This window comes from Ralstonia sp. R-29, from assembly GCF_049913345.1.
Lineage (GTDB): Bacteria > Pseudomonadota > Gammaproteobacteria > Burkholderiales > Burkholderiaceae > Ralstonia.
Genome location: NZ_CP184378.1, coordinates 388,491 through 407,000, shown reverse-complemented (window position 1 = coordinate 407,000; position 18,510 = coordinate 388,491). Strand labels below are relative to the sequence as shown.

The 18,510-nt window shown below is 64.5% G+C and carries 23 protein-coding genes; 1 reads left to right on the top strand and 22 read right to left on the bottom strand.

Annotated features, from left to right (window positions below; translation table 11 throughout):
• Nucleotides 1-191 precede the first annotated feature (191 nt).
• The 13 genes from ACN9M1_RS19060 to flgB all read right to left on the bottom strand — a co-directional run bounded on the left by ACN9M1_RS19060 (nt 192) and on the right by flgB (nt 11,381).
• Nucleotides 192-1,427, bottom strand: coding sequence for a dicarboxylate/amino acid:cation symporter (locus tag ACN9M1_RS19060; protein WP_426400122.1), 1,236 nt, complete (start codon nt 1,425-1,427; stop codon nt 192-194).
• 127 nt (nt 1,428-1,554) lie between these two features.
• Complete coding sequence (locus ACN9M1_RS19055) at nt 1,555-2,631, bottom strand: hypothetical protein (RefSeq protein WP_426400121.1); 1,077 nt, start codon at nt 2,629-2,631, stop codon at nt 1,555-1,557.
• Between the two features lie 10 nt (nt 2,632-2,641).
• Nucleotides 2,642-3,556 (bottom strand): flagellar hook-associated protein FlgL, encoded by a 915-nt coding sequence (gene flgL, locus ACN9M1_RS19050; protein ID WP_426400120.1) that lies wholly within the window; start codon nt 3,554-3,556, stop codon nt 2,642-2,644.
• A gap of 10 nt (nt 3,557-3,566) precedes the next feature.
• Complete coding sequence (gene flgK, locus ACN9M1_RS19045) at nt 3,567-4,907, bottom strand: flagellar hook-associated protein FlgK (protein WP_426400119.1); 1,341 nt, start codon at nt 4,905-4,907, stop codon at nt 3,567-3,569.
• A 38-nt stretch (nt 4,908-4,945) separates the two neighbouring features.
• Nucleotides 4,946-5,305 (bottom strand): rod-binding protein, encoded by a 360-nt coding sequence (locus ACN9M1_RS19040; protein WP_426400118.1) that lies wholly within the window; start codon nt 5,303-5,305, stop codon nt 4,946-4,948.
• 17 nt (nt 5,306-5,322) lie between these two features.
• The gene (locus tag ACN9M1_RS19035; protein ID WP_426400117.1) at nt 5,323-6,456 is read right to left on the bottom strand and encodes a flagellar basal body P-ring protein FlgI; all 1,134 of its coding nucleotides are present in this window, start codon (nt 6,454-6,456) and stop codon (nt 5,323-5,325) included.
• Between the two features lie 10 nt (nt 6,457-6,466).
• Nucleotides 6,467-7,135: a flagellar basal body L-ring protein FlgH gene (gene flgH / locus ACN9M1_RS19030; protein WP_426400116.1), complete on the bottom strand. Its 669-nt coding sequence runs from the start codon at nt 7,133-7,135 to the stop codon at nt 6,467-6,469.
• Nucleotides 7,135-7,920, bottom strand: coding sequence for a flagellar basal-body rod protein FlgG (flgG, locus tag ACN9M1_RS19025; RefSeq protein ID WP_426400115.1), 786 nt, complete (start codon nt 7,918-7,920; stop codon nt 7,135-7,137). The genes flgH and flgG overlap by 1 nt, the downstream gene beginning before the upstream one ends.
• Before the next feature lie 52 nt (nt 7,921-7,972).
• Nucleotides 7,973-8,698 carry a flagellar basal body rod protein FlgF gene (locus tag ACN9M1_RS19020; protein ID WP_426400114.1) on the bottom strand — a complete coding sequence of 242 codons (726 nt, stop codon included), beginning with the start codon at nt 8,696-8,698 and terminating at the stop codon, nt 7,973-7,975.
• A gap of 4 nt (nt 8,699-8,702) precedes the next feature.
• A complete protein-coding gene (locus ACN9M1_RS19015; protein WP_426400113.1) occupies nt 8,703-9,872 on the bottom strand; it encodes a flagellar hook protein FlgE in 1,170 nt (389 codons plus the stop codon).
• On the bottom strand, nt 9,869-10,609 hold the full coding sequence (locus ACN9M1_RS19010; RefSeq protein WP_426400112.1) for a flagellar hook capping FlgD N-terminal domain-containing protein: 741 nt from the start codon (nt 10,607-10,609) through the stop codon (nt 9,869-9,871). Before ACN9M1_RS19010 ends, ACN9M1_RS19015 begins: the two co-directional genes overlap by 4 nt.
• A 5-nt stretch (nt 10,610-10,614) precedes the next feature.
• The gene (gene flgC / locus ACN9M1_RS19005; protein WP_426400111.1) at nt 10,615-11,013 is read right to left on the bottom strand and encodes a flagellar basal body rod protein FlgC; all 399 of its coding nucleotides are present in this window, start codon (nt 11,011-11,013) and stop codon (nt 10,615-10,617) included.
• Nucleotides 11,013-11,381, bottom strand: a complete 369-nt coding sequence (gene flgB, locus ACN9M1_RS19000; protein ID WP_169338878.1) for a flagellar basal body rod protein FlgB — start codon at nt 11,379-11,381, stop codon at nt 11,013-11,015. Before flgB ends, flgC begins: the two co-directional genes overlap by 1 nt.
• Nucleotides 11,382-11,597: 216 nt before the next feature.
• Between flgB and flgA the strand changes: the two genes are divergently transcribed.
• A complete protein-coding gene (gene flgA, locus ACN9M1_RS18995) occupies nt 11,598-12,347 on the top strand; it encodes a flagellar basal body P-ring formation chaperone FlgA (protein ID WP_426400110.1) in 750 nt (249 codons plus the stop codon).
• 21 nt (nt 12,348-12,368) lie between these two features.
• Here flgA and flgJ read toward each other — a convergent pair whose 3' ends face one another.
• The 9 genes from flgJ to ACN9M1_RS18950 form a co-directional block, all read right to left on the bottom strand.
• Nucleotides 12,369-13,118 carry a flagellar assembly peptidoglycan hydrolase FlgJ gene (gene flgJ / locus ACN9M1_RS18990; RefSeq protein WP_426400109.1) on the bottom strand — a complete coding sequence of 250 codons (750 nt, stop codon included), beginning with the start codon at nt 13,116-13,118 and terminating at the stop codon, nt 12,369-12,371.
• Nucleotides 13,105-13,542: a hypothetical protein gene (locus tag ACN9M1_RS18985; protein ID WP_426400108.1), complete on the bottom strand. Its 438-nt coding sequence runs from the start codon at nt 13,540-13,542 to the stop codon at nt 13,105-13,107. Before ACN9M1_RS18985 ends, flgJ begins: the two co-directional genes overlap by 14 nt.
• A complete protein-coding gene (flgM, locus tag ACN9M1_RS18980; RefSeq protein WP_426400107.1) occupies nt 13,539-13,826 on the bottom strand; it encodes a flagellar biosynthesis anti-sigma factor FlgM in 288 nt (95 codons plus the stop codon). Before flgM ends, ACN9M1_RS18985 begins: the two co-directional genes overlap by 4 nt.
• 83 nt (nt 13,827-13,909) lie before the next feature.
• The gene (locus ACN9M1_RS18975) at nt 13,910-14,959 is read right to left on the bottom strand and encodes a flagellar motor protein MotB (RefSeq protein WP_426400106.1); all 1,050 of its coding nucleotides are present in this window, start codon (nt 14,957-14,959) and stop codon (nt 13,910-13,912) included.
• On the bottom strand, nt 14,956-15,828 hold the full coding sequence (motA, locus tag ACN9M1_RS18970; RefSeq protein WP_426400105.1) for a flagellar motor stator protein MotA: 873 nt from the start codon (nt 15,826-15,828) through the stop codon (nt 14,956-14,958). Before motA ends, ACN9M1_RS18975 begins: the two co-directional genes overlap by 4 nt.
• A gap of 48 nt (nt 15,829-15,876) precedes the next feature.
• On the bottom strand, nt 15,877-16,605 hold the full coding sequence (locus ACN9M1_RS18965) for a FliA/WhiG family RNA polymerase sigma factor (protein WP_426400104.1): 729 nt from the start codon (nt 16,603-16,605) through the stop codon (nt 15,877-15,879).
• Between the two features lie 5 nt (nt 16,606-16,610).
• Nucleotides 16,611-17,069 carry a flagellar basal body-associated FliL family protein gene (locus ACN9M1_RS18960; protein ID WP_426400103.1) on the bottom strand — a complete coding sequence of 153 codons (459 nt, stop codon included), beginning with the start codon at nt 17,067-17,069 and terminating at the stop codon, nt 16,611-16,613.
• Nucleotides 17,066-18,208, bottom strand: a complete 1,143-nt coding sequence (locus ACN9M1_RS18955; protein ID WP_426400102.1) for a flagellar hook-length control protein FliK — start codon at nt 18,206-18,208, stop codon at nt 17,066-17,068. Before ACN9M1_RS18955 ends, ACN9M1_RS18960 begins: the two co-directional genes overlap by 4 nt.
• A complete protein-coding gene (locus ACN9M1_RS18950) occupies nt 18,205-18,504 on the bottom strand; it encodes a hypothetical protein (RefSeq protein WP_426400101.1) in 300 nt (99 codons plus the stop codon). The genes ACN9M1_RS18955 and ACN9M1_RS18950 overlap by 4 nt, the downstream gene beginning before the upstream one ends.
• Between the last annotated feature and the right edge of the window lie 6 nt (nt 18,505-18,510).

The following is an 18,510-nucleotide window of genomic DNA, read 5'->3' as shown; positions in this document are numbered from 1 at the left end:
TGGCCAGCGCTGCTTGCCAACGGCGTTGGCGCGAACGCGAGGCAGCGCAATCCGGCCTAGCCACGGCGCTAGGTCGCGCTGGGCTGCATGTCCTGCAAGCACTTCCTAGACCTCAAAAAAATCGCCAAGCCTCGGACGTGGCAGCCCTAGGCTCGGCGATTGACGTTGACGGTGACGGTGCGGCGATGCGGTTACGCTGCGCGATAACGCTCCAGATCCAATGCACCTTCGGCCCGCGCCACCACCACGGCGGTCACGGTGTCACCCGTCACGTTGGCCGACGTGCAGCCCATGTCGATCAGGCGGTCTACAGCGGCAATCACGGCAATCACCTCCAGCGGCAGGCCCACTGCGGAGAGCACCAGACTCATCACCACCAGCCCAACGCCCGGAATGCCCGCCGCGCCAATCGATGCCAATGTGGTGGTCAGCACCACCATCCCCATTTGCGCCATCGACAGTTCAATGCCGTACGCATTGCTGGCAAAGATGGCCACCGCGCCGAGGTAGCACGCCAAGCCCGCCATGTTGATGGTGGAGCCCAGCGGCAGCACAAAGCTCGCGACACGGCCATCCACGCCAAGACGAGCCTTACAGGTTTCCATGTTCAGCGGCAGCGTGGCGGCGCTGCTGGCGCAGGAGTACGCAAACAACTGCACCGGCAGCATCTTGCGCAGGAACGGCAGCGGGTTCAGGCCAAACACGGCCAGCAGCACACTGCACAGCCCAAACACCACCAGCGCGAGCACCACATAGATCACCCCCACCAGCGCACCCAGGTGGCCGAGTGCGGAGAACCCATGGTCCGCCGTCACATACGCCATGAGGCCGAACACGCCCGCGGGCGCGAACTTGAGCACCATGCCGATCAGCTTGAACACCACGGCCGACAAGCTATTGAAGAACCCGCGCACCGGCTCACCTGCCTGGCCAGACAGATTGATGGCCAGCCCAAAAAAGATGGCGAACACGATGGTCGGCAGCAGCGCGCCTTCGGAAAACGATTTGAACGGGTTGGACGGAATGGCCGCGAGCAGTGCGTCTTTCAGGCTGGTCGGCTCTACCAGCATGGAGGTATCGAGCTGCGCCGGCAGGTTGAAGCCCTTGCCGATATCGAACATGCCGGTGGCCATCATCGCCAGCACGGCGGTCAGAGACATCAGCAGCATGTAGATGGCAACCGACTTCCATGCGATGCGGCGCATCGCGGCCAAATCAGAGAGCGAGGTGATGCCGCAGACGAGAGAAACAAACACGACCGGAATCACACACATCCGGATCAACGACATGAAGATGTCGCCCAGCGGTTGGAGCAGCTTGGCTGGCTCGCCAATGAAGTGACCGGCGGCAATGCCCAGTACGATGGCGAGGAAGATCTGCGTGCCCGGAGTAAAGCGCAAGCGTGGGAGGCGGGAGGATGACGTCATCGGCTGGGGGCTCCTTTTAAAGCGGTGGATCTTCCCTAGCCTCGCTGAATCTCCGGCGGCGCTGAACAAGGTTCAACAGATTCTTGATGATTCAACAGAATCCGCGCAGACGGCTGCGCTTCACGCCTTAGCGCTTGAGCAGCGTCTCAACGCGGGCACGGCTGAGACCCGACAGCGTGGCTGTGACGGTGGTCAGCACGTTGAAGTCCGTCGAGCCGCCCAGCGTATCGGCCATCGAACGGGTAGCACGTGCAGCCTGCGGGCCGGTTGCGTCGCCCATGCCGCCACGCAGGCGGCTGGTGGCGGCCTCCAGGTGGCCGCGTAGTGTGCGATCCGCCTGAGTGAGCCCATCGAGCGCACGGACCACATCACGCAGCGTTGCACGTTGCCCGGTCCGGTCCCCCACTTGCCAGCGTGCTGGTGCAATGGCCTCGGCTGCGGCATCCGCTTGTGCGCGGCTCGGGCGCCCACCTGGGAAGCGCTTGCCACCGCCTTGCACCATCATTTGGTCTCGCACGGCGGGCCAGCGCGATTCGGCCACGGCGAAATCCACCTGACCATCTGCAGCCAGCGACGCGCGTACGCCGGTGGCGGCCAGCGCCCGGTCTAGCCGCTTTGCAAGCGCCGTCGGCTCAAGCGGCTTACCGTCGAACGTGATGGATGCCGCCTGCTTGCCGAGGCCCATCGGGTGAAAGGTCAACGTTTCGGCACCCTGGCTGCGCCATTGCTCGGTATCGAGCGCGCGAACGCGGAAAGTCCGTGTGGCATCACCCCCCAGATGCACGCCCAACTGTGCGTCGAGCACGCCGCCCGTTGATGCTGCGCGGTGGCTCCACAGCCCGTCAAAACGGGCAACCCGTTGCGTCAGCTCATCACTGCAGCGGGCGGCGCCGCCCAGCGTGGCACTCAGTGCCGCTTTCAGCCCACGCAACTGGACTGCCGCCGTATCCACAAACGCGAGGGCACGCTGCGTGCCCGTCACGTCGGCGTTGAGTTGGGCTTGCCGCGCGGTGAAGACGGCGGTGGCGCCCGGCGCGCGCGCCGCACCTGCCGAGGTTGCGGCCTGCTGCGCAACCGCCGGCTTGGCTGGGGCCGCGTGCGCGACCTCCGCAGCGGCGCCACGTCGGGTCTGCGCGGTAGCGGTGTTCTCGTCGCGCCGGGATACCGGCTGACTACCCAGCGGCGCAGTGAGTCGCATCTCCATGAGCGTGGCCTCAGATGACGTCGAACAAGGACATCTGCTTCATGCGGCCGTAGACCTCATACGTGCCCTTCATCGCCACCATGTAGTTACTGAGTTGGTCGTACGCCTCGGCTTGATCGAGCTCGCCCACCAGGCTGGCAGCCTGGCCGTTGGCGATGAGCTGCGCCGCATGGTTGTCGCTCATCAGGGTGAGCGTGTTCTGCGCACCGCCCAGGTGCGAAATCTTGGCGCTCAGCGCGTTGATGCCGTTGTTCTTGAGCGAGTCGATGCCTGCGGTCAGCAGCGCGCGCACGGCCGGGTCATTCGGGTCCACTGCGGGGTCCGCCATGGCATCCACGGCCACTTCCAGCTTGTTGAGCACGTCGGCCAGGTGGTCTACCGTCACGTTGGCGGTTTGCGTTACGCCATGACCGATCACCACTTCTTGTTGCTCGTGGTTGCCGGCAAAGCTGTAGCGGCTGCCTGCGGGGGCGGTCGGGTCGTATGCAATGGGCGGGGTGTCGGTTTGCGTGCCGGAGAACAGGTAGTTGCCGTCGCCATCCTTGGCGTTGGCGGCCTGCTTGAGGTTGTCGAGCATGGTGCGCAGCGGGCCGGCCATGGCGTTCAGGTCGGCGGCGCTGTGGCTGCCATCGGCTGCCGCCAGCAGCATGTCGTGTGCAGACATCACAGTGTCGAGCATGCCGTCCATATGCGCTTCGTTCTTCTGCAAGCGCACCGTCAGCGTGTCGATGTTCTTTTGAAAGCGCTCAAGCACCGACGTGTCGCGCTCCAGCATCAGAAGCCGCACGGCGGCGATCGGGTCGTCGGAGGCACGCTGTACGCGCTGGCCGGAGGCAATCTTGGTCAGCAGGTCGGCCGTCTTGTTGTTCGAGTTGCGCAGCGTGCTGAGCACGGTCATGCTGAGTTGCTGATTGGTCACGCGCATGGTGTTCTCCTTAGAAGCTCTTGAGCGTGGCGTCGAACAGCTCGGCCGCCACCGAAATGACTTTCATGTTGGCCTGGTAGACCTGCGCGAACTCTTGAAGGTTGAGCGCTTCTTCGTCGCCGTTGATGCCTGCCGACGACAGCCACGCCTCTTCGGCCTGCTTGCGCATCTCACCCGCCATGGCGAGCGCCGATTGGTTCTGCTGGCTCTGCGAGCCCAGCTTGCCCACCAGCAGCGTGTAAGCGTCGCCCAGCGATGTTTCACCAAAGCCCGGCAGATCAACGCGCTGATTGCGCAGTTCGATCAGCTTGAGCAGGTTGTCGCTATTGCCTGGGGTGTTCGGATCCCCGGAAAAGCCCAGTTCCTCGGGCTTCATATCGTTGAGCGTCAGGCGGCCCGTTGCCGGATCGAACGTGAACAACGGCTTGCCCGGCGATCCATCCATGCCGTAGCCCGCTTGAAGCTGTTTGTTGAAGTTGTCGGCAATCTCACCGGCCAACGAGCGGATGGCTTCCATTTGCGGCAGCAGCGTGTCTTGCGCAAACGTGTAGAGACCACCCAGCGTGCCGCCCACCTTGGCGCCGTCAATCGGGTACGTCGTGCCGCCAAACTCGATGTTCAGCGCGAACTCGCCATTGGCCTTCGTTTCCACATTGACCTTGCCGACCTGGTTGCCAGCCACCAGCGGCGTACCGCTGGCGAGGTTCACGTCGATGGTGCCGTCCGGCTGGCGCACGGTGCGGATTTCCGCCAACGCGGCCAGTTGGTCGATGGCGATGTCGCGCTGGTCAATCAGTTCCGACGGCGCGCCGCCGGTGGCTTCGGCATCTGCAATGCGGCGGTTCAGGTCGGCAATGGATTCCGACAGACCATTGATCTGGTCGGCCGTGGCTGCGCTCTGCTGGCGCAGCGTATCGAGCTGGCCGCGCATCATCTGCTGCAGGTTGTTGAAGCTGGTGGCCAAGCCACCGGCGGCCATCAGCACTTGCTGGCGCAGCGCGGGGTTGGTCACGTCGGCGCTGGCTTCATCCAGCGCGCCGAAGAACTTGTCCATCCCGGCCTTGACGCTGCCGTCTTCCAGCCCCATCACCTCTTCCAGTTGGCGGAAATACGATTCCGCCGCGCTGTGCTGCCCCACCGGGCCTTGCGACAGCCACTTCTGCTGGATCTTGTAGTTGTCGCCAAAGCGGATCAGAGCCCCAACATCAACGCCACCGCCCACGCGCGCGGTCAGCAGCACGCCCTGGCGTGTATAGCCGGGCGTTGCCACGTTGGCGATGTTGCGCGCCGTCATGTTGAGGTTCGTTTGTGCGGCAAGCAAACCAGACAGGCCGATTCGGGAGATGCTCATGATGGGGTTCCAGTAGGCTAAAAATGGGGTGGCACGCGTCAGTCTTGTGCAGGTGCGGATGCGGCAGCAGATGCAGCCTCAGGCGGCAACATCTGCGCCACCAGCGTGTCGGCAATCCCAAACGCACGCTGATGCGCAATCGCATCGGCCACCGCGCGGTTGGCGTAGTCCAGCATCGCGTCGCTCGTGCGGTCGGTGCCGCTGTCGTCGCTCTTGAGCTGGTCGGTCGCCTTTTTCATCTCGTTCAGCATCTGCGCGATGAACAGGCCTTCAAACTGCACGGCGGCCTCTTCCACGCGTTTGCGGTATGCCGGGTCGGCGGGCTTGACTGCCTCGCCGGCGGGCGCGCCGCCCGGCGTTTGCATCGGTTGTATCAGGTGCATCGGTTCCAGTGTCATGGTCGCGCTCCTTGGTCTTAGATCACCACCAGCTCACCCGTAAGGGCACCGGCTTCAGACAGCGCTTGCAGGATGGCCATCAGGTCGTCCGGCGTGGCGCCCGTGCGGTTGATCGTGTCCACGATCGCTTGCAGGCTTGCGCCCGACTTCCACTGGAAAGCATTGCCACCGGCTTGCTCGACGCCGATCTCGCTGATGGGTGCGGCCACGGTCGAACCATTCGCAAATTCATTCGGCTGGCTGACCATCGTGCCTTCGGCAATCGTGACCTTCAGCGCGCCGTGCGAAACCACCGCCGGTTTCACCGTCACACCCTGACTGATAACGACCGTGCCGGTACGCGAGTTAAAGACGATGCGCGGCGCCTCGCTACCCTGCTTGACTTGCAGGCTCTTCAGGCGGGCAACAAACGCCACGCGCTGGCTCGGCCCTTCGGGGGCAAGCACGTCTACGGACGTTGCATCTGCCGTGCTGGCAACGTCGTTGCCAAACTTCGTGTTGATGGCGTCGACAATCTGCGATGCGGTGGAGAAATCCGGGCGCTTGAGGTTCAGGCGCACCGTGGGCGTGCTGGCAAAGTCGGTCACGATCTCTTGCTCGATCGTCGCGCCCTTCGGAATGCGGCCCGTGGTGGGCGTGTTGATGGTGACGCTCGATCCGCTGCGGCCCGTGGCGTTGAGCCCCGGGATCACGAGGTTGCCCTGCGCCAGCGCATAGGTTTCGCCATCGGCCGCGCGCAGCGGCGTCATCAGCAGCGTGCCACCACGCAGGCTCTTGGCATCGCCCAGCGACGAGACGGTCACGTCCACCTTCTGGCCACGACGGTAGCCCGGCGGAAAGGTCGCGCTCACCATCACGGCCGCCGCGTTGCGCGAGCGCAGGTTGACATTCTCGGGCAGGCGCGTGCCGAACTGCTTGAGCATGTTCTGCAGCGATTGCGTGGTGTATTTTGCTTGCGTGCCATCGCCCGAACCGGCCAGGCCGACGACGATGCCGTAGCCGACGAGCGCGTTTTCGCGCACGCCTTCCACGTCGACCAGGCTGCCGACGGATTGCGCACGGGCGCCGGGCACGGCACCGAGCAGCGCCGCGACAACGACCACTGCGCACGTGGCGGCAAAGGTGGCGAATCGCTTCAGCTTCAATTTCATGGTGTCATCCTTAGAACGGCATCCAGGGGCTGTTGAAGAACCGGGCGAGCCAGCCGGGCTGGTTGGCATCGGCCAGCGAGCCGCTACCCGCGTAAGTGATACGCGCATTCGCCACACGCTGCGACGACACGCGGTTGTTCGAATCAATATCTGCGGCGCGCACATAGCCCGCCACGCGCACGTTCTCCTCGCCCTGGTTCAGCACAAGGCGCTTTTCGCCGCGCACCTGCAGCAGGCCGTTGGGCATCACGCGCTGCACCACCACCGTGACAGAGCCGCGCAGGGTGTTCTGCTGCGAGGTGGAGCCCGAGCCGTTGAAGCCGCTCTTGAGGCCGATCTCGGCATCGATGGGCAATGTTCTGCCGAACAAGGACGGCTTCTTGGCACTCAGGCTGCTGTCCTTGCCCATCTGCGTGCCGCTCTTCTTGCTGGCCTGGGTAGACTCTTCCAGCTCGACCGTCAGCACATCGCCGGCGCGGAATGCGCGCACGTCTGACGTGAGCGACCATGCCTGATCCGGCACCATGACGCCGCCCGCCGTGCCGCGACGGACTTCAAACGCGGTCTCGGGCATGGCGTTGTCGTCGAAGTCCGGCAGCGGACGATCGAGCGGCCCGGTTGCGCAACCGGCCAGCAAGGCCAGTGCACCGCATACGGCGAGAAAGCGGGCGGCCCTCATCAGCGTGCCGCCTGCGAGAGGTACTGCATCATGTTGTCGGCTGCCGACAGCACCTTGGTGTTCATCTCATAGGTGCGCTGCGCGGCAATCATCTCGACCATTTCTTCCACGGCCAGCACGTTGGAGCCTTCCAGCGCGCCTTGCTTGATGGTGCCCAGACCGTTCTGGCCGGGTTCGCCTTCCGTGGGAGCGCCGCTGGCCGTGGTTTCGCCATACAGGTTGTCACCCAGCGCCAGCAGACCGGCCGGGTTGACGAAGTGCGCGAGCTGCAGCTGACCCACTTCGGTCGGCGTCGTGCTGGAACCCGTGGTCACAGACACCACACCGTTCTCACCGATCGTGATGCCCGTGGCGTCTTGCGGAATATCGATACCCGGTGCAATCGGCAGGCCCTGCGCGTTGGTCAGGCGGCCCTGATCGTTCAAACGCAACTGGCCGGCGCGGGTGTAACCCGTTTCGCCATTGGCCATTTCCACTTGCAAGAAGCCGTTGCCATTGATGGCCAGATCCAGCGCTTGCCCAGTGTTCTGCATCGCGCCGGTGGTGAATACCTTTTGCGTGCCGGCAATGCGTGTGCCGTTGCCGAGCTGCACGCCCGGGCCGGTGGCGTTGTCCGACACCTGTGCGCCCGGCTGGCGTTCAGCGCGGTAGAACAGGTCTTCAAACACCGCGCGGTCACGCTTGAAGCCGACCGTGTTGACGTTGGCGAGGTTGTTGGCGATCGCCTGCAGCTTCGCGTCCTGGGCCTGGATGCCCGTCTTGCTGATCCACATTGCGTGATTCATGGTTGCCCCTTTCTCCTGCGTTCCTTGCGTTCTTTACGTTTGGCGCAACCGCTTAGCCGCGGATAAGCCGGTTGCCGACATCGGCCATTTCATCGGCCACCTTGTAGAGCTTCATCTGCATCTCGAACGATCGCGTGAGCGACATCGTGTGCATCATTTCTTCGACGGCCGAGACGTTGCTGCTCTCCAAGTGCCCACCCTTGACGGTGACGTTGCCATCGGCCGCGTAGTCCGCGCCGCTGCGCGAGACGATCAGGCCCTGCTCGTTCTTCATCAGGTCTGCCGGCTCGGGGTTCACCAGCAGCAGGCGGCCCACGTCTTGGGTGCCCTTCTCACCGGCCAGCACGACAGAGATCGTGCCGTCTGCACCAATCGTCAGCGCGTCATGCTCGGGCAGCACGATGGGGCCGCCGTCACCGAGGACCGAGTGGCCGCCCAGCGTGAGGTTGCCCTCGCCATCCATCACCATGGCGCCGGCGCGCGTGTAAGCCACGCCGCTGTCGGTTTCAATGGCCAGGTAGCCAGGGCCGTCGATCGCCACGTCGAGCGTGCGGCCGGTTTCGCTGGTCTTGCCCGGGGTGTGGTCGACATGGGTGGACGTGAGCGCCGCGTGATGGCGCGAGTCGTAGCCATAGCCGCTGGCGGCCTGGCTGGTGACACTGGCCATGTCGGCGCGAAAACCCGTGGTCTGTGCGTTGGCCAGGTTGTTGGCTCGCACGTTGAGCGCGCGCAGCGAGTGGTCTGCGCCCGTCATGGCGGTGTAGATGAAGGCGTCCATCGCGTTACAGCGCCTGCATCAGCGTGCGCATCATTTCGTTTTCGGTGGACAGCACCTTCGAGTTGGCCTGGTAGTTTTGCTGTGCGCCCATCAGGTGCACCAGTTCGGAGGTCATGTCGACGTTCGACTGCTCCACCGCGCCCACGGCCAGCTTGCCGGCCATACCCGTGCCTGCTGTGCCCAGCAGCGGCTCACCTGTGGCGGCGCTGGCCTGCCAGGCCGAGCCATCCACCGGTGTCAGGCCGTTTTCGTTCTGGAACGTGGCGATGGCCAGTTGGCCTGCCGACAGCTTCTTGCCGTTGCTGTACTGCACCTCGACCGAGCCGTCTTCCGCCAGCGACACGCCCGTCACGGTGCCGGACTTGAAGCCGTCCGCGCGGTTCTTGGCCGTGCTCTGGTCGCCGCCGAACATGGTCGTGCCGGCGTAGCTGATGGCGATCGACATCGGCTCTGCACCGTCCGGTTTGCCGAGGTCCAGCTTCACGGAGCCGATCGGCATCACCATCGTGCCCTTCTCATCAAAGCTCAGGAACGTGGGCAGGCCAACGTCTTCGCCATCCATGGCGTAGTAGACCTGCATGTCGTTGCCGGCGCCTTTGACGAAGTACTGCGTCACGGTGTGCTCGCGGCCCATCGAGTCGATCACGGTGGTGGCCGACATGCCGTTGTACGACTGCGGGTTGTCCTTGTCGAACGGCGTCACGCTCGGCTCTTCCCAGTCGGCGGACATGTTGCCGACGTATTCCAGCGAGCTGCTGGCCTCGGCCGGAATCGCGCCGGTGGGCACCTTCAGGCTGCCCAGCGCGCCATCCGCGCCATAGCCTTGCACCATGCGGCCCATGAAATCCACCACGTTACCGTTGGCGTCCGTGCCGAACACGCCGGCACGCGAATACACCATCGAGCCATCCGTATCACGCGAGACGAAGAAGCCCTTGCCCGAGATGGCGGCGTCCATGCCGCGGCCGGTGGCCAGGAAGTTGCCGCTGATATCCATCGACTGCGAGGTCGAGCCGATCGACACGCCCGAAGGCATGGCGTTGATGTAGTTCGACGCGAAGTTGGCGCGGCCCGACTTGAAGCCCACCGTACCGCTGTTGGCGATGTTGTTGCTGATCTGGTTGAGCTGACCGTTGATGGCGTTGATGCCGGCAAGTGCGATGTTGAAACTCATGACTGGTACCTCTTCGGAATGGGAAGGATCTGGGGAGGAGTGGATTCAGGAGGCGTGGTGCCGTTGCCGCCACCGTTCGCGCGGCCCAGGAAACGGGTGATGTCGCCGGTGTCTGCTTCGCCAATACCGGCGATCGACAGGATCACGCGGCCATCGGCACCCAGGCGCACGCTTTGCAGCTCGCCGATCAGCTCGACATTCGGCTTCTCGCCGGTGTCGGTGGCCACACGCACCTTGTAGTTGCCGGGGGGCAGACCGTGCGCTTCCGGATCGATCTCGAAATCGACATCGCCCGCTTGCTGCGCACCCAGCGAGATCTTGTGCTCGGTGCCATCGGGGCCGGTCAGGATGACTTCCACGTCAGACGCCGACGACTCCAGGTTGAAACCGCCCTTGACGACGTCGCCATCCAGCTCGACCGCATCCGCACGCACACGCACCAGCGAGCCCACTTGCGAGCCCAGCGTGACCACCAGCATGCTTTCCTGCATGGCGGCGGTGGCGGCGCTCAGGTTGGCCAGCGTGTGCAGCGCTTCCACCTGGCTCATCTGCGAGAACTGCGTCACGAACTGGCTGGCCTCCATGGGCGCCAGCGGATCCTGGTTCTGGATCTGCGCGATCAGCAGCTTGGTGAACATGTCCGAGATGCCGCCGCCATCGTTGTTGTTGGCGCCCGGCGGGGTGATCTGGTCACCGATACCCGAACCGTTGTTGTTGACGTTGTTGTTGATGTTCATCGGGTTCAGGCCTCGCCCATGCGCAGCAGGTCTTGCTGCATGCCTTTGATGCGCGTGAGCACCTCGGCGTTGGTGGAGAAGGCACGCGACGCAGCCATCATGTCGGTCATTTCTTCGACGGCGCTCACGTTGGAGTAGAAGACCATGCCGTCTTCATCGGCCAGCGGGTGGCCCGGTTCGTGGCGCGCGCTGAGTGCGTCGTCGGTGGAGATCACGTCCAGCACCTGCACGCGCGCACCGCCGTTTTGAAACACCGATGCGAACACCGGCTTGCGTGCGCGGTAGGCCGTCTCTTCCGTGCCGGAAGTACCGGCATTGGCGAGGTTGCTGGCGATGGTGTTCAGGCGCACGGTCTGTGCACTCATTGCCGAACCGGCGATTTGAGAGATGTCCTTGAAGCTCATCAGACGTTCCCCGTGATAGCGGCCTTCAGGCCCTTGATCTTCATGTTCACGAAGGTGAGGCTGGCCTGAAAATCAGCGGCGTTCTGCGAGAACGCGGCCTGCTCGGCGCCCAGCTCGACCGTGTTGCCGTCTTGCGACGGACGGCTCGGCACACGGTACTTGGCCTCGTCGCTGCTGAACTGCAGCGCAGCTTCAAACGCGTTGTTGGAGAGCGCCTGGTCCAGGCTGGCTCGAAAATCGAGATCGCGCGCCTGGTAACCCGGCGTCGATTCGTTCGCCAGGTTCGACGCAAGGAGCTTGGTGCGTTCGGCGCGCACTTTCAGTGCCGCCGGATGCACGCCGAGCGCTTGTTCGAGATTCAGTCCCATCGTGCTGTTGCCTCCGCAAAGGGCCGCGCGGCGGGTGCCGGGCAGCGATTGATTCATTGACAGTGCGGAGGTTACGGGCCGGCGAACAATGCGGCGAAGATGTTGTACAGACCTTGAACGGATGCCTATGGGGCGCATAAGTGGGCGCTATCGGGCCCCGTGGCGTGGATGCCGCCCCTATAATCGGGCGACCTTTCCTCCACATCCAAGCGCGCCATGTCTGCATCCGGTTTCCCGAAACGGCTTGTGAAGCCCCTGGTATCGGCAGCGATGGCCGGTGGCCTGTTGATGACGCCGTTGATGGCGATGGCGCAGGGCTCCGCCGCTACCGGCGATCCGGCCGCCGTGCAGGTCGAGGAAGCCGCCCAAACCTGGCTGACACGCTACGTTGCCGACCACGCCTTGAATGATGCGCAAACGTCGGCCACCGTATCAACGCCGCGCCGGCTTGCGCCGGCCTGTGGCGAGCCCTATGACGTTGCCGTGACCGATACGAAGGTGCTGACGCGCATGCGGTTTTCCGTACGCTGCCCGGGGGAATCGCGTGCGACGGTCTACGTGGTCCGTGCACGCATCGACTTGCCGGTGCTCGTGGCAGCAACGGCGCTAACACCCAACCAATCGCTAAGCGAGACAGACTTCACGCATGACGTGCGTGACTTTGCGCAAACGCCCGATGCGCTGACGGAGGCCGCCGCAGCCATTGGCCGAACGCCGCGCCGTGCGATAAAGGCCGGTCAGGTCATTCAGGCGCGCTTGCTCAAAGGCGTGGAGGCCATCCGCCGTGGTCAGGCCGTGCAGATCGTGGCGAATACAGGGCCGGTGGAAGTGACGGTGCCTGGCACCGCCATGCAGAACGGCGCGATTGACGACGTGATCCGCGTGAAGAACACGAGCACCGGCAAGATCATCACCGCCCGGGTGACGAGTGCCGGCACGGTCGAGACCGTTGGCGCAAAGAAGTAGCGCACGGCAACGCAGACAGCGTTACCGCACCATCCCCTTCACCTGCCCTGCCATCTGTACGAGCTTGCTCTCATAGGCGGGGTCGGTTGCGTAACCACCGCGCTTGAGCGCACGCGCAAAGGCGCGAGCATCGTCGCCCACGTTGTGCACGCCTGCGTAGCGCGGTGAATCGCGCAACAGCGCGCCGTAGTCGCGAAACGCGCTGGCATAGCTCGGATACGCGCGAAAGCGATCGACCATCTTCACGGCTTCGCCATCCACGTATTCGGTGGTGGCCGACGCCGATGACGCGCCCTTCCAGTTGCCTGTGGCCTTGATACCGAAGAGGTTGTGCGTGGTCTCGCCACGCGCGTTCGTCAATGGCTTGCGGCCCCAGCCAGATTCGAGCGCGGCGTGCGCAGCGATCAGCTCAGGCGCCGCACCGATCATCGCGCCGGCGCGGCGCGCATGCGGCATGATCTCGGCCAAAAATGCTTGGCGGTCCGGATCCACAGAACCAAAGACCGTCACCCCTGCGCCGGTCGACACGCGACGCTCCGCCGCTTCCGCGCGAGCCTGCATGGCGTTGACCCATTGCGTGGCCTGCGACGAGAGCTGCGGCTCAAACGTGCGTTCAAAGCCGTTGCGAACCGTGCCGGAAATATCGCGGCTGAGCGACTTGTACAACGACCCGAAGCCCGCTGCCGACGCGCTTGCGGGCGCGGCGGGAGCAGGCGGGCGGGCAACCGTGCCCGGCGTTGCAGCACTGAAGGTGACGTTAGGCCGGAGCATAGATATGGCGCTCTCCGTGCATCAGGCGTTGCATGGCTTCGTACTGTGCGGCAAGCAAGCCGCCGTTGCGCGCGGTCAGTGCCTGGCAGCGGGCAGCCTGGGCCTTCAGGTCCGTGCAGCGCTCGACAAACGATGCGCGTTGCGCGGCATGCTTGTCGCCCGACAGCAAACGCTGACCGAACGCCAGCACCGCTCCGGGCGCGTGACCAATCCGCTCGACGCGGTAGCGGCGGCGCAGATTAATCGCATCGCTTTCCACCGCAATCGACTTGGCCAAGGCGGCCAGCGCCTGGGTGTCCAGCCGCATTGCCGCGGCAAACTGGTCTTCCAGCAACTGTGCGAGCTTGCGGTAGCTGATGCTGTCAGTCACCACATCTGCCAGCAGTTGGCGCGGGTTACCGGGGTAGCTGCCCTTGACGGTCATTCATGGCCTCCGTGGTAGCGCTGGATCATGCCAGCGAGTTTGGCGGCATCGAAACGGATGTCGCCTGCTGCCAGCGCGGCGCGGATTTCCGCCACACGCGCCGTGTCGATTTCCTGCGACTCGCCCATCGCGGCACGTGCGGCGTCGAGCGCCTGGCGATCGCGGGTCTTCTCGCCCACCGCGCTGATCGGTGCAATGGCCGCCTTGTGCTGCGTGCCTTCGCCGCGCTGTGCGCTGTCCGTCTCGTTGATGGCGGTGTGGCCGCCCACGTTTGCGATTCGCATACTGTCACCCTATGACCTGGTTGGCCTTGATAGATCGTTAATCAGTCACTCAACCCATCAAGACGACCGGGTGGGCACGGGTGTTAAATCTTTTTTTCATCGTCGGGCAGGACAACGCCGACCTGCTGGCCGACCCGCCCGGCATCCGGCTCGCCTGCCGATGCGGCGTTGACCCCGTTGACGAGGGGCACCACGCGTTCGGGGCGTCCGAACATGGTCTGGATCGTGCGGGCGCGCTCGGGCGTCAGCACCAGGAATTCAATGCGGCGGTTGATGGCCGCACGCGGGTCGTCCGCCAGCGGCGCCCGGTCCGCCATGCCCACCACTTGCAGGACTTGGCCGGAGCGCATGCCGCCTTCGAGCAGCCAGCGCCGGGCCGACATGGCGCGGTCGCCCGACAGGTGCCAGTTCGAGCGCGAGCCAAAGCCCAGACTGCGATAGGGCACGGAGTCGGTATGACCGATCACCAGCATCGGGTTGCCTACCGCGCCCATCAGCGCGCCGAGCTTGGTCAGCATGGGGCGGAATGGCTCGGAAGGCGTACCCCCGCCGCTGACGAACACGCCACGCTCATCAGTGTCATGCAGCATGACGCGCAGGCCCATTGGCGTGACGATGGTTTGCAGGTTATCGAGCAACCCGGCTTCTTCACCCAGCGTACGCACACGCTCGGCCAGTGCCTGCAGCGCATCCCGCGTATCTGCTATGGGTTGCGTGCGCTTCGCATCGTCGCCCTCCTTGCCGGCGGTGCGCGGCGTCAGGCCGTCGGGCATCACAGCGGTGTCCAGGATGACGGGTGCGCCGTTGAGGACGCTGGAGCCGCCGTCATAGACCACGCTATCGGCCATCTCGCCGAGCTTGAGGCGCGCCTCTTCTTCGTCGCGTGCACCCAGCACCCACAACAGCAGGAACAGACACATCAGCGCGAGACAGAAATCGGCGAAGGCGACTTTCCAGCTGCCGCCGTGGTCGTCGTCATGGGCGCGCCGAACGGCACGCTTGACGATCAGGTCGACATGTTCCCCGCGACGCCCGCCTCGCTTGGTAGATGCGGCAGGTGCGGCCGGTGCAGCCGGTGCAGCCGGTGCTGCCACTTCAGTCACGACCGGAGCGGTGATGGTGTCGGCACTCATGCGCTGGCCCCATCCAGCCGGCCGATCCAACCTTCGAGCTCTGCAAAGCTGGGCTTGTTGGTCAATTGCATCAGGCGGCGCCCGGTATCAATGGCCAGCAGGGGCGGTTTGCCTGCCGCAAAGGCGATCAGGACCACCTTGACGCATTCCAAATCCGACATCTCAGCCTTCACCACCTGCTTGATCAGGTTTGCCAGCGGGTCCAGCACGCCATAACAGAAGAAGATGCCGATAAAGGTACCGATCATGGCGGCTGCCACCTTCTCGGCCAGTTCGATGGCACTGGCGCCGTCGCCCAGGCTGTTCATGGCCATCACCACGCCCAGCACAGCGGCCACGATGCCAAAGCCCGGCATGGCTTCCGAAATTTTCTTGAGCGAGCGCGAAGGCTGCTCCAGGTCTTCATGGATGGCGACCAACTCCTGCTCGAGCACGCTTTCCAGCTCGTGCGCGCTGATCTTGCCCATGGCCATCAGGCGGAAGTTGTCGACGATGAAGGCCAGCAGCTCAGGATCGGCCAGCACCATCGGATAGCGCTGGAACAACGGGCTTTCGTGCGGAGCCTCGACGTGGCTGTCGAGCGCCTTGAGGTCACGGCCGATGTTCAGCAGTTCGTACATCACCAGCAGCTGCTGGCGCTGGAATTCCTTGTTGACGGTGCGCTTGCGGAAAGTCATCACCTTGCGCACCTGCTTACTCATTTCGATGAGCACGTGGCGGGGGTTGCCGAGCACCAGTGCGCCCACGGCGGCCCCCAAGATGATCAGCAATTCGACCGGCTGCCAGAGCTTGCTGAAATCGCCGCCCATGAACATGAACCCGCCGAATACGCAGGAAAGCACGATGAAAATGCCGAATATCTGTTGCATGATTCCTTCCCGTCTAGGTGCCGCGCGGTCTGGCCGGCGGGCGATTCTTCACTGTCCGCGCACGGCGAGATACTTGCGCATCTTCGCCAGCGCACTCTTGTTGATCTGGCAGACCCGGGCCCGCGTCAGGCCAAGTACCGCACCGATTTCGGCTTGGTTCAGGTCGAATTCGTACGACATCTGGATCACCTGCTGCTCGCGTGCATCCAGCGCCCCCAGCGCCTTTTCGAGCGAGCGGCGCAGCAGAATCTGTCGCTCGATCCCATCGTCGCTGCCATATGCATCGCCGCAGTCTTCCAGCAAGGCGTCGAAGCTGACGAACTCCTGGGCGCAATCGTCGAGCTGCAGTTGCTCGTATTCGTCGCTGTCGATCTCCAGCGCGTCGCACAGTTCTTCCTTGGTCGGCTCGCGGCCCAGCTCGCGGCGCAGCGTGCGCTCCGTGCTGCGCAGGCGATGCGCCCCCTGGCGTGCAGAACGCGGGCGCCAGTCTTGGCGGCGCAGTTCATCCAGGATGGCGCCGCGCACACGCACGAGCGCAAAGTGCTCGAATTCGGCATCGGGCTCGCCGTAACGGCGCAGGGCTTCCAGCAACCCCATTAGGCCAAGTTGCTCCAGGTCGGAGGCATCCATCGCACCCCCCGCTTGTGAACCGAGCTTGCGCACGGTGCGCTTGACCAGCGGCGCGTACTGCGCCATCCAGCGTGCTTCGTCCGCGGCAGACAGGGTCTGCCCGGCACGCTGCACGCTTTCGTATTCGGTGTAAGTCGTTGCGCTCATGGCGTTCAGTCCATCATGACCTTCGTCACCAGCACCTTGTCAAAGGGCGTGCGGTCAGCGCCGCCGTAGCCGTGCTCGTATTCCTTGTTGAGCATGGCGGCAAGCTCGATCGGCCCCATGCGCTGGATATCTGCCGCCGTACGCTCGGACAGGACGCTGTATGCCGTGGCGCGCAGCACCGGCAGGTGTTCTTTCACCTGCTTTTCGCGCTTGGCGTCAGTGGCGGAGAAGACGAGGTCCATCACCACGTAGCGCGGCCGGGCGCTGCCCTCGGTGCTGCGCAACATGACGATCAGCTTGTCGAGGGACACATAGCGCGCTTGCGCGTCGATGGGCAGGCGGGGCGGCTTGGCAGCAACGGCCCCTGCCGGATTGCCCCCGCGGGTCACCACAAATGCCGTCACACCGGCTGCGCCCACGGCGACTGCCGCCGCAATGGCGATCATCATCAGATTCTGTTTCATACCGTTTCCTTCTCCGTGCGCGCCGCATCTCGCGACACAAATTCGAATGCGCCATCCCCACCGGCGGCGGCCAGCCCACGGCCGGGGCCCTCCTCTGCGTCGTCACGGGCATGGCGCTCACGCCCACCCGACGTATCCGCATCTGCCTGGCCTTGCCGGCTGGCGGAAACCTGCACGGTGACATCGCCACCGTTGCGAGCGCTGAGGTCCTGGCGCAGGCTCTCGCCAATGGCTTGCAGCTGGCGAACGACATCGGCGTTGGTTGCCGACAGGTGAACGGCAATGCCGTTGGCGTCCTGCCGCAGCTCGATGCGGACCGAGCCGTTCAAGTGCGGATCCAGCCGGATCACGGCCTGCCGCATGCCTTGCGCTGTCTGCACGCTCAGGCGATCGCCCAGCGCGTCAATCAACTTCTGCTGTGGCTCAGTGGGCGCGCGCGGCGCGGATGCCGCAGGTGCCCCAGGCAAATCGTTCTGGCTGCCACTCAATCGCGCCAGGCCTTCTGGCGCAATGGCAGGCATGCCTGCCGGCAATGCGGTGTCCTGGGAGGCGCGCGGATTCAGCAACTGCGCCGTTCCGGCGGCCGTGCCTTCCTGTGCCTGCGGTGCAACTGGCGCCGCCAACCGTTGGTGGACGACGCGCTCCGCCTGTACGGCATCCGCCGCACCAGGTGCGCCGGCCTGCAAAGCTGCGAATTCAATCGCGCCCCCGGTCTGCACGGCTGCCAGCCCTGCGCCACGGAGTTGCGCAGGCACCTGGGCCGGCAAAGCCGAGGCCTGTGGCGCAATCGCGTCGTCACTGAAAGCAGGCTGCGCTTGATGGACCTCCAACGCTTGCATCAACCAGGGCGCAGCCATCGCGCCGTCTTGCAAAGACGGCATGAGACCCAGCGGCATCTCCGCTTCGATCGCCTGTGCCAACGCCTGCGCAACCCAGGCATCCATCTGCGCGAACGGATCTGCATCCACGTCAGAACCCTCGACTTGTGCGGCGAAGTCGCCTGCCAGCAGGTCTTCAAACTCCGCAAGCGAAACGTTCTGCAGCGCGCTGGCATCACCGGTCAATGCCGGTAGCCCAGGAAGGCCGGCAAGCGCGGTGGCAGGTGCGAGATCGCCCATGGCCAGCATGCCCATCCTCATCGGAGGCCACCTTGCGCGGCGTAGGCGTCCCAACCTGCGCGGCGTACGCGCAGGCCGCTCATGGCGTCCACCAACCGCTCGGACTCCGATGCGAGCAGCGCAATGGCCGCACGATGCGCAACCCGCAGCAACACCAGCGATTCGCGCTCGGCCACATTCAGCGCCCGCTTGGTCGCCATACCGCTGACGACGTCGTGCACCTCGTGGTTCAAGCGCTCAAGCGCATCAAAATCGCGCTTGAGAATAGCTTGCCGTACGCGCGACGCGAGTCGCAGGAGATAGTCGGACTGGTCCATGGTCGT